Genomic DNA, 14,533 nt, shown 5'->3' with positions numbered 1-14,533 from the left:
AGTCGCAGTCGCACTCGATCAGCTCCGCTCTCTAATAGTCGTATCCATTGGGCACGCCCGTCCGACCCCGGCCATTTCGGGCACGGGGAAGATCGTGGACAGAATGCTACCGCCCCGCTCTAGAGCAACATGGCCCCGCGCGAAAGGCCTATCCTCAATCCGGCACGAGTCGATGACACTGCTGTGGGGAACACACTTTTTTTGGCCGGTGGTCCTCCCCCTCCCTTTTGGCGACTATCCGATTAGGCTATAGAGCCTGACAGGATTTATTATGCCGGCTCATGTGGGGATCCACGGATCCGGCGACAATCACGCCGCAAGATCTGGAGAACCGCCCTGATGTCCTTGTCGTTTTGGCGCGCCGCAGCAGCCGGTCTGGCTCTGGCCGGCCTTATCAACAGCGGTCATGCGCTGGCTGCCGGTCCCTGCTCCCCCTCCCCCGCGCATGAAGCCTTCGATGTGCAGGGCCTGAAGAGCGAACTGATGGTCACGGCCCTGTCCTGCGGCGCGCAGGACAAGTACAACAGTTTCGTGACCAAGTTCCGCCCCAGCCTGGCGAGTGAGGAAAAGGTCCTGACCTCCTATTTCCACACCACCTATGGCCGCAGCGCGCAGCGCCAGCATGATGACTACATCACGCAGCTTGCGAACGTGCAGTCCGAACGCGGGCTGAAATCCGGCACCGCGTTCTGCCAGCAGCGCGTCTCCATGTTTGACGAGGTGCAGGTCCTCGAAACATCGGCCGACCTGTCGCATTATGCCCAGGCCAAGGACATCCTGCAGCCCGCGTCCTACCTGACCTGCACCGCGCCGAACCGCCCGGCGCCGGCCGCGGCCCGTTCCACCACGCGCACCGCGCGCCGCACGGTCCGCAGCTGACGCCGCCAGCCCCGCCCGCAGCGTCGCGCAAACACAAGGCCGGTCAGTCATGTCCGGCCTTTTTTGCGTGCGCCGCGTCCCGCATGGGGCATTATGTGCGCCGCATGCGGCATGACCCGGCATGCAGGCGGCTTTATCTTGACACCACCCGGTCCGAAGGCACAAAGAACAGTTCATGAACGACGATCTTTTCTCCAAGGCCACAGCCCCGGACAAGGCACCGGGCAAGGCTCCCCGCCGCAAATCCCGCGCGCCGGCGGAGGCCCCACGGACCCAGAGTGAAGATTACGACGCCAGCGCGATCGAGGTGCTGGAGGGGCTGGAGCCCGTCCGCCGCCGTCCGGGTATGTATATCGGCGGCACGGATGAAACCGCGTACCACCACCTTGCCTCCGAAATCCTCGACAATGCGATGGACGAGGCCGTGGCCGGCCATGCCTCGGTCATTGACGTGTCGCTGGAGGCCGGGAACTGGCTGACGATCCGCGACAACGGGCGCGGCATCCCGGTCGATCCCCATCCCAAGTTCCCGAAGCGCTCGGCGCTGGAGGTCATCCTGACGACGCTGCACGCGGGCGGCAAGTTCTCGGGCAAGGCCTATGCCACGTCCGGCGGGCTGCATGGCGTCGGGTCATCGGTCGTCAACGCCCTGTCCGCCCGGATGGAGGTGGAAATCGCGCGCGACCGCACGCTGTGGCAGCAGGTCTATGAACGTGGTGTCCCGCTTGCCCCGGTGGAGGAGGTCGGCCCGACACAGAACCGGCGCGGCACGCAGATCCGATTTGTCCCCGACCCGCAGATTTTCGGGAAACTGCATTTCTCCCCCCTGCGGCTGTATCGCCTGTGCCGGTCCAAGGCGTTTTTGTTCCGTGGCGTGACCATACGCTGGTCGTGCGATCCCTCGCTTATCAAGGGCGCGGACGTCCCGGCGGAGGCGGTCCTGCACTTCCCCGGCGGCCTTGCCGACAGCCTGCGCGACGAACTGGGCAATACCGCGCTGCTGAGCGATATCTGGGCCGGGGACGCGGACCTGCCGACGGCGGCGGACGGGGAAAGCACCGGACGCATGGAATGGGCCATCGCGTTCGTCGAACGGGGATCGGCCGGGCTGTCGTCCTATTGCAATACCATTCCCACGCCCAATGGCGGCACGCATGAAACCGGTTTCCGCACTGCCCTGACCAAGGGGCTGCGCAACTGGGGGGAGCAGCGGTCGAACAAGCGTGCGGCCGCGATCAATGCCGATGACATCATGGGCCTGATTTCGGCCAAACTGTCGGTTTTCATCCGCGACCCGCAGTTCCAGGGCCAGACGAAGGAAAAGCTGACCAGCAGCGAGGCCAGCCGCCTGGTGGAAACGGCGCTACGGGACCGTTTCGACCACTGGCTGGCGGGCAACCCGCCACAGGCGGACAACCTGCTGGCGGTGGTGATCGAACGCGCGGAAGAACGCCTGCGCCGCAAGGAAATGAAGGACACCCCGCGCAAGAGCGCCACGCGCCGCCTGCGCCTGCCGGGGAAGCTGACGGACTGCACCCGCGAAAACGCCGCCGAGACGGAGATTTTCCTTGTCGAGGGCGACTCGGCCGGGGGATCGGCCAAGCAGGCCCGCAACCGCGAAACGCAGGCCGTCCTGCCCCTGCGCGGCAAGATCCTGAACGTCGCCAGCGCCTCCGCCGAAAAACTGCGCGCCAATCAGGAACTCCGCGACCTGGTGGAGGCACTGGGCTGTGGCATCGGCGAACGCTTCGACGCCAGCCGCCTGCGCTATGGCCGCATCATCATCATGACGGATGCCGATGTGGACGGGGCGCATATCGCCTCCCTGCTGATGACGTTCTTCTATCGCGAACTGCCTGCGCTGATCCGTGGCGGCCATGTCTATCTGGCGCAGCCGCCGCTATATCGCCTGACGCAGGGCGGCAGGACGGTCTACGCCATGAACGACGCGGACCGTGAACGCAGGCTGAAGCGGGATTTCAAGCCCAATGCGAAGGTCGAGGTCTCGCGCTTCAAGGGGCTGGGCGAAATGCCGCCCGCCGACCTCAAGCAGACGACCATGGATCCCAGGCACCGCACGCTGCTGAAGGTCATCACCCCGATGGAGGACAGCAACCTGACGCGTGAACGGGTCGAACACCTGATGGGACGCAAGCCCGAACTGCGCTTCCAGTTCATTCAGGAACATGCGCGACAGGTCGAAAACCTCGACATCTGACCCGACCGGCTTTTTCGGGAGGCTCACGTTTTTTCCGGAGCCATATTTCCGGGGCCACGTTCTTGGCGCCACGTTTCGGGGCAATGAAAAAGGGGGAACCGCCATCTGGCAGGTTCCCCCTTTTTCGTGCATCCAGATTGAGTGCGAAGCGCGTCTTCAGCCCGCCTTCACCTGGACATCATGCGTGATGGTATCGGACGCCACCACGGGCGCGGGCTGCACCAGGCTGACCACGGTGGGGTTGAAGACACGCAGGAACGTGCCAGGATGGACGCCCATCCACAGCGTCACGACCGCCAGCGGGACCAGCACCGCCAGTTCCGGGCCGGTCAGGTCACGCAGCAGGGCCACCATACCGCCCGCCGCCTGCCCGAACATCACGCGGCGATACAGCACCAGCATATAGACCGCGCCGAGGATCATGCTGGACCCGCCAAGGAAGGCCAGCCAGAACGAGACGTGAATCGCGCCCACCATCACCAGCAGTTCCCCAACGAACGCCCCGGTACCCGGCAGGCCGATATTGGCCATGACGAACAGCATCGTCAGCGTCGCCAGGACCGGCATCTTGTGCGCCACCCCGGCAAAGGCCGAGATATTGCGCGTCTCCGCCCGCCATGACACGGCCGAGACACAGAAGAACAGCGCGGCGATCACGATGCCATGCGACAGCATCTGGAAGATCGCGCCGTCGATTCCCTCGGGCGTCAGGGTGAACAGCCCGATGGCGATGACCCCCATGTGGGAAAAGGAGGAATAGGCGATCACGCGCTTCATGTCGGTCTGCGCCAGCGCGATGATCGCGGCATAGATGACGGCCACGACGCCCACGGTCAGGATATAGGGGGCAAAGACCCGCGCCGCGTCGGGGAACATCAGCACGCCAAAGCGCAGCAGGCCATACGCCCCGGCCTTTGACAGGACGCCCGACAGCATGACGGAGGCCGGGGTCGGGGCCTCGGTATAGGCATCGGGCAGCCACGCATGCAGCGGGAACAGCGGCAGCTTGACCCCGAAGGCCACGATGAAGCCCGCCAGCAGCCATCCCTGCATCGCGTGGGAGAAGGTCGTGTGCTGCAGCGTCGGGATGTCGGTCGTGCCCGCGACGTTCCACATCACCAGCAGCGCCACCAGCATGAACAGCGAGCCGCCAAAGGTGAACAGGAAGAACTGCAGCGAGGCCCAGACCCGCTTCGGCCCGCCCCATACGCCGATCATCAGGCTGCCCGGCAGGAGCGTCGCCTCGTAAAAGAGATAGAACAGCACGAGGTCGAGCGCGGAAAACAGGCCGATCAGCGTGGTTTCCAGCAGCAGCATCGCCACCATGTAATCACGCACGCGGGTGTTCACCAGCTTCCACCCCCCGATGATCGCAAGCGGGGTCAGGAAGGTGGACAGCAGCACGAACATCAGGCTGATGCCATCGACGCCGGCATGGTACAACACGCCAAAGGCGGAGGCCCATGGCGCGACCTGTTCGAACTGTGGCCCGACATGGGTGGGATCGAACTGCACCCACATCACGAGGGACAGGACGAACACGATCGCACTGGTCCACAGCGCCACCCACCGCGCGGCGGTCTCGACCGCCTGGGTCGTACCTCGCGTCAGCATGATGGCCAGAACGCCCGCCAGGGGCAGATATGTGACGAGGGAAAGCAGGATCGGGTGCACGTCAGTCTCATCGCCATGAAAGGATGGACCGACCTTAGGGGCGTTCCGGAAATGAAATCCACCCGCCCACCGCTCACGTTCTGCCGAGCAGGGGCTCACATTCGCGTATTTTCAGTCCCCTCGCGCCCCCGCTGAACAGGGCATGCGTCGGCGTCAGCGACGGCCGAACATCCGCTCCAGGTCAGCTTTTTCCAGCTTCAGCCAGGTGGGGCGACCATGTGAACAGGTCCCGGCGCGCGGGGTTCGTTCCATGTCACGCAGCAGGGCGTTCATTTCCTCGTGTGTAAGGCGACGGCCCGCGCGCACGCTGCCATGGCACGCCATGCGCGCGATGATCGCGTCAAGCCGCCCGTCAATCGCCTGCGCCTGCGCGGGGGCAAGCAGATCGTCCTCCGCCAGTTCCTCCGCCAGGTCACGCAGCATCGCCGCAGCGTCGCCTCCCCCCAGCAGTGCGGGCACCGTGCGCACCAGCACGGCATTGCCGCCAAAGGCGTCAATCTCGATTCCCAGCGCCGACAGCGTATCGGCATAGGACAGCAGCAGTTCCGCCCGCCCCTGCGGCACGTCCACGACTTCGGGCAGCAGGAGTCGCTGGGCCCTGACCTCGCCCCCCAGATACTGCGCGCGCAGCCGCTCGTGCGTCAGGCGTTCATGGGCGGCGTGCTGATCGACCAGCACAAGCTCGCCCGCCGATGTCTGCGCAAGGATATAGGTGCCCAGAACCTGCGCCACCGCCGCGCCAAGGGGAAAATCCGCCTCCGCCCCGGCATGAACATGGACATGGACATGGGCGGCGGATTCGCGCCCCCCCGGCGCATCCGCATCGGACAGGGCGCTGGACTGGGCACTGGATTGGACCGCCGGGTCCATGATCCGGCGCGCGGCAGGCGGCAGGTCCGCCAACGGCAGGCGACGTTCCGCAACCCCCGCACCCGCAACACTGGCACCCGGGTCCCCGGCACCGGCATCCCCCGGCAGTCCGGCGGAAAAGGCCGAACCGCCTGCCACGGGCGAAGGGCGCGATGACGGTTCGGGCGGATACCAGATCCGCGCCCCGCCCGCAGGCCGCGACTGCAGCAGTCCCGGCCTGACCCCCGCGATGCCAGCCCCGATTCCCAGCGCCCGGCCCAGTGATCCGATCACCAGCGCCCGCACCGCCGCCGCGTCGGCGTAACGCAGTTCGGTCTTGGCCGGATGGACATTCACGTCCACCTGTTCCGGCGGGATATGCAGCGACAGTGCCACCACCGCGTGACGCCCGTGTTCCATGACATTGCGATAGGCCACCCGCACCGCCGTGCGCAGCACCGGATCGACCACGGGGCGTCCGTTCACCAGCAGAAGCTGTCCGTTGGCGGTGGCGCGATGCACGGACGGGGCGCAGATATAGCCCGACAGGCGCAGGTCCCCGCGCTCCCCTTCCACCGGGATCAGGCCGTCCGCCTGCCCCGCGTCCAGAATCGCCGCCGCCCGCGCGGCCGTGTCCTGCACTGGCAGGTCAAGGACCACGCGCTGATCGAACTGCAGGCGAAAGGCGACATGGGGCGCGGACAGGGCCAGGCGACGGACGGTATTTTCGGCATGGCCCGATTCGACCCGCGCGCTCTTGAGGAATTTGCGCCGCGCGGGGGTGGCGAAAAACAGGTCCTCCACCACCACGCGGGTGCCCGCGACCCCGGCGCAGGGACGTGGCTCCTCGATCCGTCCGCCCTCCACCCGTATGGACCAGGCGGATGGCGCGCCATGCGTGCGCGACGTGACACACAGCCGCGCGGCCGCCCCGATCGACGGCAGGGCCTCCCCCCGGAAGCCCAGCGTGGAGATGCGCACCAGCGTTTCGTCCGACAGTTTCGAGGTGCAGTGACGCTCCACCGCAAGACGCAGGTCCTCCGGCGTCATGCCGCAGCCATCGTCGGTCACCTCGATCCGGTCGATGCCGCCATTTTCCAGAAGGATGGAAACCCGCCGCGCGCCCGAATCCAGCGCGTTTTCCACCAGTTCCTTCAGCGCGGCGGCAGGACGCTCTATCACCTCGCCCGCCGCGATGCGGTTGACCACCTGTTCGGACAGGCGACGGATCACGGGGCGTTCCGGGGAAGGGGAATGTTCGGTCATGACGGCATCATGGCGGAATGGCCCGCCCATCTCCAGCGCGGGGACGCACGGCACCGGGCGGGATCGCAAGACCTGTGGGGAATCAGCCACCCGGCTGCCCGCCCCGCCGTAAGCAAAAGACACCCGCGGCGTTGGCGCGCGGGATTATTTCTTCTTGGTCGGCGCGCTCAGCGTCGGCGTCGCACCCTGCGTCAGGTTGCGGCCAAGGGCCGAATCCTCACGCAGGCGGGCATTCTCCGCCTTGGCATTGACCACGTTGCCCGCGCCGCCACCGTGCCAGAACATCAGGTGATCGACAAAGCTGGTGCCCGCCTTGCCCAGTTCGCCGCGATCCGGCGAACTGGATGCCTCGTTCGCCTCGCCCACCAGGGCGGTCTGGCCCGGGCTGTCCTGCCCGTAGGCACCCTGAAGGGCGACGTTGGGCGACAGGGTTTCCAGCGCCTGCATGCGCGGATTGGTATCCTGCGCACGCTGGATGGCCGCGCTGTTGGGCGCGCCCAGTTCGTCCGAAGGCGGCATCGAAAGCGGCGTGCGCGTCGTGACGGTGTATTCGTCGGGCATGCTGCGTTCCAGCCCGAACGCACGCGAAACGTCCCCCCCCGAGCAGCCGGTCAGGGAAAGACCGCCCGTCGCGACCAGAGCAAGGGTGAGGGTTCTGAAAGCCATGGATGCCATGATTCGCCTATTACCGCCCCCGTAACGGTTCGGCAAGCGCCGCTGTGACATTCTGTCCTATCCCCTGTCGCGATCGAAAAGATTATCAATAATCAGCACTGCCACACCGCAGTCAATCGCCGCATCGGCAAGGTTGAATACCGGCCATGACCATCCATAGGCATGCAGGTGCACGAAATCCACCACCGCGCCGAACTGCAGCCGGTCGATGACATTGCCGACCGCCCCCCCCATGATCGCGCCCAGCGCGCCCGCGACCCACGGGCGCGGCGTGCGTGCCGCCCATACACCCAGCAGCGCGACGATGCCCAGCGCCACGACCGAAAAGATGATGCGGCCCGCCGTCCCCACGCCACCCAGCATCCCGAAGGTGATGGCGTGGTTCCAGACCATGGTGAAATTCAGCCCCGGCATCAGGGCGACGCTCTGGCGTCCCGGCAGGTCATACCCATGCAGGATCCAGTGCTTGGTGGCCTGGTCCAGGCCAAGGACAAGGGCGAAGAACAGGACCGTCCATCCCGCCCGGCTGACCCTGCGCCGCCGTCGCGGCGTGGGGTCAAGCATGCCAGATCCTGACATGACGGATAAACTCACGCCCCGCCCTGCACCACATCATTGCATCGCAGGCACAGCTGCGGATGCGCGGCGATGGTTCCCACTTCCTCAAGCACCTTCCAGCAGCGCGCGCACTTGTGGCCCGACGCCGCGCGGACGACGGGACCGCCATGCGGCGTGCCCTGCGCCCCATCCGGCTGGTCCAGATAGATCGGGGCGCTGCCCGCCTCGATCGAAACATCCACCTGCGAGACGATCGCCAGCTCGCACCAGTCCACCTCGCCGAAAACGGTGGCCTCCTGCTCCGCCAGCGGCAGCGTGACCGCCGCCTGCAGCGACGATCCCACGATGCCGTTGCGACGCGCGGTCTCGATTTCGGTGGTGATGACGCGCCGCACGCCACGCAGCATGGCCCAGCGATCCTCCAGCGCGGGCTGGTGCCACTGCGCCGGGATGTCGGGGAAAGGCTGGAGGTGGATGCTCTGCGTATTGCCCGGCCGCGCCAGCCATGCCTCTTCCGCCGTAAAGACCAGCACGGGGGCCAGCCACGCGCACAGGCAGCGGTGCAGGTGGTCCAGAACCGTGCGCGCCGCCCGGCGCTTGGGGCTGGCGGGACCGTCGCAGTAGATCGCGTCCTTGCGCACGTCGAAATAGAACGCCGAAAGGTCGGCGGCGCAGAAGCCGTGCAGCGCGGGATAGACCCCCACCCATTCATGCGTTTCCACCGCGCGCGCCACCAGCCCGCCCAGTTCGCCCAGACGGTGCAGCACCCAGCGTTCCAGTTCCGGCAGGTCGTCATAAGCGACCCGCTCCTCCTCGGAAAAACCATCCAGCGCGCCCAGCAGCCAGCGCAGCGTATTGCGCAGGCGGCGGTAAAGCTCGCCCTGCTGCTTGAGGATGTCCTTGCCGATGCGCAGGTCCTCGTTGGTGTCGGAATTCATCACCCACAGGCGCAGGATATCGGCGCCGAGCGAGTCGTTGACATCCTGCGGGGCGATGACATTGCCCAGCGACTTGGACATCTTGCGTCCCTGCTCATCAAGGACGAAGCCGTTGGTCACCAGCGTGCGGAACGGCGCGACACCCTTCGTCCCCACGCTTTCGAGCAGCGAGGACTGGAACCAGCCGCGATGCTGGTCCGAACCTTCGAGATAGACATCGGCGGGGAACGGCAGCCCGTCATGGCCCAGCACGAAGGCATGGGTCGAGCCGCTTTCGAACCACACGTCCACGATGTCGAAGACCTGTTCGTAATCCTCCGGGTCGCGCCCTTCGCCCAGGAAACGCCCCGCCGGGGAGGAATACCACGCGTCCGCCCCCTCGGCCGCGAAGGCATCGACGATGCGCTTCATCACCGCCGGGTCGCGCAGGACCTCGCCCGTGCGCTTTTCAACGAACACCGCGATCGGCACGCCCCATGCGCGCTGGCGGCTGATGCACCAGTCGGGACGCCCCTCCACCATGGAGGTCAGGCGGTTGCGCGACTGCGCGGGGACGAACGTCACCTTCTCCAGCGCCTCGAGCGCGCGGCGGCGCAGGGAGCCCTCGCCATCCATGCGGATGAACCACTGCGGCGTCGCGCGATAGATGATCGGCGCGCGCGACCGCCATGAATGGGGATAGGAATGGACCATGATCGTCCGCGCCACCAGCCCCGCCGGGGCCTGGCCCGCGGCGGCGGCATGGCGCATCACATCGGCCAGCGCGGCGCAGACCGGCTCCGCCGCCTTGAAGACATGCACGCCCGCGAACAGCGGCACCCATTCGGCATAGCGGCCGTCATCCATCACCAGTTCGGTGATTTCCAGCCCGTACTGGCGGCCAAGGCTGAAATCGTCCTCGCCATGGGCCGGGGCGGTATGGACCAGCCCGGTGCCCGCTTCGGTCGTGACATGTTCGCCCGGCAGCATCGGCACGTCGAAATCATATCCCTGCCCCCGCAGCGGATGGGCGCAGACCGCGCCCTTCAGCGCGCGGCCCGGCAGGGTGTACAGCACATGATGCGCGCTGATGCCCGCCGCGGCGCAGAACGGCTCGATCAGGTCTTCCGCCACCAGGACCTTCGATTCCGGCTCCAGCAGGGCGCCGTCGGTCACGTCATCCACCCGCACCACGGCATAGGTGATGTCCGGGCCATAGGCGATGGCGCGGTTGGCGGGGATCGTCCACGGCGTCGTGGTCCAGATGACCGCCGCCACGTCCTCCAGCGCATGGGCCGGGGTGGGGTCATGGATGATGGGAAAGGCCACGTGGATGGCGGTGGATTCGTGATCGCGGTATTCGATCTCCGCCTCGGCCAGGGCGGTCTTTTCCACCGGGCTCCACATGACGGGGCGCAGGCCGCGATACAGCAGCCCGTTGAGCAGGAATTTGCCGATTTCGCCCACGATCGCCGCCTCGGACGAAAAATCCATCGTGGCGTAACGCCGCGCCCATTCCGCCTGCACGCCCAGACGGCGGAATTCGGCGGCCTGGATATCCAGCCACTTCTGGGCATAGGCGCGGCATTCGGCGCGGAACTGCAGGACGGGGACGCCATCCTTGTCCTGTCCGCGCTTGCGGTATTCCTCTTCGATCTTCCATTCGATCGGCAGGCCGTGGCAGTCCCAGCCGGGAATGTAATGCACGCCATAACCCGACATGCGGTGCGCGCGGTTGATGACGTCCTTCAGGATCTTGTTCAGGGCGTGACCGATATGCAGGTGGCCGTTGGCATAGGGCGGGCCGTCATGCAGCATGAAGACCTGCCGCCCCTTCGACTGCTGGAACAGGCTGTCGTCGAGCCCTTCCGCGGCCCAGCGCTCCAGCATCTCGGGCTCCCGTTTCGGCAGGCTGCCGCGCATGGGAAAGGAGGTGGTGGGAAGGAACACCGTCTCCCGATAGAGATCCTGTGGTTTTGACTCGGTCATGACCCTGTTTTCTGACTGCTTGATCCAAAGAAACATGGAGGGACGGGACATGCCCCGTACAACCGCAACGCAACCTTATGGGGAGGGGGCGGCCCCGCGGTCAAGCTTTCGCGACGCGCCCGCCCGGCGTTCGCTTTCCCCCGACCGTCCTGCCGGGCGCCCTGCCTGCCGCTTTTCCTGCCTGTTCCACCACGCCACGACCGCCTGCGCGTCCCGGACACTCACGTCCCGTTCATCGCGAGGAGGTAGTCGCGCGCGGCCTGCGTATCACGCGCGATCTGCGTGCGCAGGGCATCCAGCCCGTCGAATTTCCGTTCCTCGCGCAGCAGGGTATGCAGCGCCACCGACAGGGTATGGCCATACAGGTCGCCCTCGAAATCCAGCAGGTGGACCTCCAGCCGGCTTTCCTGCCCGTCATTGATGGTCGGACGGCGGCCGATGTTGGCAACGCCGGGACAGGTGCGGCCATCGGTCATGCGCACGCTGACGGCATAGACCCCGCGCGCGGGTTCCAGATGGCGGCCAAGGGCGATGTTGGCAGTGGGAAAGCCCAGCAGGCGCCCCCGCTTGTCGCCATGTTCCACCTGGCCACGGATCGACCACGGACGGCCCAGCTCCTCCGCCGCGCGTTCGGGATATCCCTCCTGCAGAAGGCGGCGGATGCGGGTGGAGGAATAGGGCCCCGCCGCATCGCACAGGGCGGGCACCACCGTAAGGCCGATATCCAGGCCCTGCGCCTCCTGCGCGAGGAAGGCGACATTGCCGCGCCTGCGATGGCCGAACGCAAAGTCAGCGCCACAGCCGACATGCTGCACCCCCAGGCCGGCATGCAGGACATCGGTCACGAATTCCTCGGCGCTCATGGCGCTGAACTGCGGGGTGAAGGGGATCTGGAAGACGTGCTTCACCCCAAGTGCCACGAGGGCGGAAAACCGTTCATCGGGCAGCGTCAGGCGAAAGGGCGGGTCCTGCGGGCGGAACAGTTCGCGGGGATGCGGCTCGAACGTCACGACCGCCAGTTCGCGGTCCGGGCGCGCGGCATGCAGCGTGCGCAGCAGGTGGGCATGGCCCAGATGCACCCCGTCGAAATTGCCCAGCGCCGCGACCGCGCCGCGCGCGCTGTCGGGAATGTCGCGCCAGTCGGTGTAAAGATGCGCCCTCATGCCGCCACCGGCAGGCCGGACATGCGGCTGACCTCCGCGAACGTGGCGGCGACGCGATGGGTCGTCCCGGCGACGGTGCCATCCTCGGGCCGCGCGATCTGGCATGTCCGCAGCCCCGCCTGCGCCGCCGCGTCAAGTTCGGCCACGACATCGGACAGGAATAGCACGTCCGCCGCCACCCATCCGGCCCGCGCCATGATGTGGGTGTAACTCGCGGCCTCGCGCTTGCCCCCCATCGCAAGGTCGTAAAACCCGTCGAACAGGGCCGTCACGTCGCCTTCGTCCGTATGGCCGTAAATCAGCTTCTGCGCCGCGACGGAGCCGGAGGAATAGACCGCAAGCCGGATCCCGGCCGCCGACCATGCCCGCAGCGCGGGCAGGACGTCGGGATACATCCGCGCGCTCAGCCGTCCCGTGCGATACCCCTGCGCCCAGGCGATTCCCTGCAATGTCTTGAGCGGGGCTATCTTCTCATCACGGTCCATCCACGCCTCGAGCTGCGCCAGGGGATCCACGCCCGGGGCAAGGCGCGCGACCTCCGCGATCGCAGCGCGGACCTGCGGGTCGTCGGCATGTTCGCGCAGCAGGGCGGGCAGCGCCGCGCGCGCATAGGGAAACAGCACGTCATGGACGAAGGAGACCGGGATGGTCGTCCCCTCGATATCGAGCAGGACGGCACGCGGCGGCGTGGAGCGGGATGGCGTGGGATCAGGTGGCAATTTTACACCCTTTTATCGTCTTTATCGTCGGGGGCGGCAAAACGCAGGGCGATGTCATCGCCGGTATAGCGCGCGACCCACCCATCGGGGTTGGTAAAGACCCGCAACGCCACGAAATCGGGATCCGCGCCGCCATCGAACCAGTGGGGCACGCCAGCGGGAACCGAAATCAGGTCGCCGGCGGTGCAGCGGACATTGAACACCCGCCCGTCCACATGCAGGACAAAGTCGCCATGCCCATGCACGAAAAACCTGATTTCGTCCTCGGCATGGACATGCTCGCTCAGGAACTTCCGCCGCGCGGCGTCCCAGCCCTCGCCCGCGCCATGCATGCCGACGACATCGGCGGAGCCGGCCCCCGTTTCGCCCATCAACTGATCGAGATAGGGACGGTAGATCTCCAGCACCTCGTCCGCCGGGGCGTCGCGGGGCGGGATCACGGGGCTGTCCCAGCGTTCGAAACGCACGCCGATTTCCCCAAGGATCGCGGCCATCTCGTCCCCATCCCCGGTCCGCAGGAGCGGGGCCGCGGGATTGTCGTCGCGATAGAGGGCAAGGCTGCTCATGCCCGGATCTTCCGTTTTTCCAGTTCGCACGCCAGAAGGAATTCCAGCCCCTCCAGCCGGGCGAGGGCCATGTCCATGTCGTCGCCCCAGACATAGACGCCATGCCCCCGGATCACGTATCCCATGGGCATGTCGGCAAGGTGCGGCGCGACAGCCCGCGCAAGGCGTGCGATGTCCTGGTCATTGTCGAACACCGGCAGGCGCAGGCTGGCATCGTGGGTCTTCTGCCCCTCGAACACCTTGAGCACCTCGTATCCCGACAGGACGAGCGCGTCATCCGCCAGCATCGACAGCACGGTGGAGGCAACGGAATGACCATGCAGCACCGCCCCCGTGCGCGGGAACGCGGCATAGATCTGGCAATGCAGCAGGGTTTCGGCGCTGGGGCGGTCGCCGGCATGCACCGGCGCGCCGTCCATCGTGACCTCGATCACGCCATGGGGGGTCAGCATGCCCTTGTGCCCGCCCGAACGCGTAATCGCGATCAGCCCGTCGGGCAGGCGGCGGCTGATGTTGCCCGCCGTCGCGGGCACCCAGCCAAAACGGTCCATCCGGCGTCCCGCCGCGATGATGTCATCCACCGCGACCGCGCGCGGGTCGGAAGAAATAACCTTGTCCATCGAACCTTCACGACTGATCTGGCGGGCCGGGCCGGGCGACCCGCCGCATGGCCTGTCAGGCCACGGGTGGCCCCATGCCGTCCCGCCCGCCTGTCATCCTGCCTATTTTACGTTGTGGCCCGACGGCTGGCTGCTTTCGGTGAAGTTCGCATCGCGCTGCTGCGTGGCGGGACCGGATATGTGGCCGCCCGCGTTCTGCTGCGACGGGGCGACGGGTTCGTCATCGGCGATGTTCTTCTTGAACGTCTTGATGCCACGCGCCATGTCGCCCATCAGCGAGCTGATCTTGCCCCCGCCCCCAAACAGCACAAGCACGACCGCAAGAACGATCAGCCAATGTCCCCAGCTCAAGCTACCCATAACACCCTCGATTTCCGCGTCGCCGACGCAAAAGCTGTTTTCCTACGACCCATGCCGCCATGACATGTGCCAGACGCGTC

The 14,533-nt window shown here is 66.5% G+C and carries 13 protein-coding genes; 2 read left to right on the top strand and 11 right to left on the bottom strand.

All coding sequences use genetic code 11. From position 1 onward, the window contains the following. Positions 1 to 339 precede the first annotated feature (339 nt). Together CFR71_RS06750 and parE are read left to right on the top strand one after the other, a co-directional pair. Positions 340 to 879, top strand: coding sequence for a hypothetical protein (locus tag CFR71_RS06750; RefSeq protein ID WP_110528972.1), 540 nt, complete (start codon positions 340 to 342; stop codon positions 877 to 879). 175 nt (positions 880 to 1,054) lie between these two features. Then, a complete protein-coding gene (gene parE / locus CFR71_RS06745) occupies positions 1,055 to 3,097 on the top strand; it encodes a DNA topoisomerase IV subunit B (protein ID WP_110528969.1) in 2,043 nt (680 codons plus the stop codon). A gap of 156 nt (positions 3,098 to 3,253) precedes the next feature. On the opposite strand, the gene CFR71_RS06740 is transcribed toward parE, so the two are convergent. The 11 genes from CFR71_RS06740 to tatA form a co-directional block, all read right to left on the bottom strand. Beyond that, entirely contained in the window at positions 3,254 to 4,771 is a 1,518-nt protein-coding gene (locus tag CFR71_RS06740; RefSeq protein ID WP_110528966.1) for a complex I subunit 4 family protein, read from the bottom strand. Between the two features lie 153 nt (positions 4,772 to 4,924). Continuing rightward, the gene (gene mutL / locus CFR71_RS06735) at positions 4,925 to 6,886 is read right to left on the bottom strand and encodes a DNA mismatch repair endonuclease MutL (RefSeq protein WP_110529121.1); all 1,962 of its coding nucleotides are present in this window, start codon (positions 6,884 to 6,886) and stop codon (positions 4,925 to 4,927) included. A 144-nt stretch (positions 6,887 to 7,030) separates the two neighbouring features. Next, positions 7,031 to 7,561, bottom strand: a complete 531-nt coding sequence (locus tag CFR71_RS06730) for a DUF3035 domain-containing protein (RefSeq protein WP_239020289.1) — start codon at positions 7,559 to 7,561, stop codon at positions 7,031 to 7,033. A 57-nt stretch (positions 7,562 to 7,618) separates the two neighbouring features. Next, positions 7,619 to 8,125, bottom strand: a complete 507-nt coding sequence (gene lspA, locus CFR71_RS06725; protein WP_110528963.1) for a signal peptidase II — start codon at positions 8,123 to 8,125, stop codon at positions 7,619 to 7,621. A gap of 26 nt (positions 8,126 to 8,151) precedes the next feature. After that, a complete protein-coding gene (gene ileS / locus CFR71_RS06720; RefSeq protein WP_110529116.1) occupies positions 8,152 to 11,025 on the bottom strand; it encodes an isoleucine--tRNA ligase in 2,874 nt (957 codons plus the stop codon). A gap of 75 nt (positions 11,026 to 11,100) precedes the next feature. After that, the gene (locus CFR71_RS16445; RefSeq protein WP_165832046.1) at positions 11,101 to 11,250 is read right to left on the bottom strand and encodes a hypothetical protein; all 150 of its coding nucleotides are present in this window, start codon (positions 11,248 to 11,250) and stop codon (positions 11,101 to 11,103) included. Further along, positions 11,247 to 12,188 carry a bifunctional riboflavin kinase/FAD synthetase gene (locus CFR71_RS06715; protein ID WP_110528960.1) on the bottom strand — a complete coding sequence of 314 codons (942 nt, stop codon included), beginning with the start codon at positions 12,186 to 12,188 and terminating at the stop codon, positions 11,247 to 11,249. The genes CFR71_RS16445 and CFR71_RS06715 overlap by 4 nt, the downstream gene beginning before the upstream one ends. Then, positions 12,185 to 12,907: an acireductone synthase gene (gene mtnC, locus CFR71_RS06710; protein WP_110528958.1), complete on the bottom strand. Its 723-nt coding sequence runs from the start codon at positions 12,905 to 12,907 to the stop codon at positions 12,185 to 12,187. Before mtnC ends, CFR71_RS06715 begins: the two co-directional genes overlap by 4 nt. 2 nt (positions 12,908 to 12,909) lie before the next feature. Continuing rightward, complete coding sequence (locus CFR71_RS06705; RefSeq protein ID WP_110528956.1) at positions 12,910 to 13,473, bottom strand: 1,2-dihydroxy-3-keto-5-methylthiopentene dioxygenase; 564 nt, start codon at positions 13,471 to 13,473, stop codon at positions 12,910 to 12,912. Continuing rightward, the gene (locus CFR71_RS06700) at positions 13,470 to 14,093 is read right to left on the bottom strand and encodes a methylthioribulose 1-phosphate dehydratase (protein ID WP_110528955.1); all 624 of its coding nucleotides are present in this window, start codon (positions 14,091 to 14,093) and stop codon (positions 13,470 to 13,472) included. The genes CFR71_RS06705 and CFR71_RS06700 overlap by 4 nt, the downstream gene beginning before the upstream one ends. A gap of 102 nt (positions 14,094 to 14,195) precedes the next feature. Continuing rightward, entirely contained in the window at positions 14,196 to 14,453 is a 258-nt protein-coding gene (gene tatA / locus CFR71_RS06695; protein WP_110528952.1) for a twin-arginine translocase TatA/TatE family subunit, read from the bottom strand. Between the last annotated feature and the right edge of the window lie 80 nt (positions 14,454 to 14,533).

It is taken from the genome of Novacetimonas pomaceti (assembly GCF_003207955.1).
GTDB classification, from domain to species: domain Bacteria; phylum Pseudomonadota; class Alphaproteobacteria; order Acetobacterales; family Acetobacteraceae; genus Novacetimonas; species Novacetimonas pomaceti.
The sequence above is the reverse complement of the archived record's forward strand: the minus strand, read 5'-3'. Positions and strand labels throughout refer to the sequence as shown.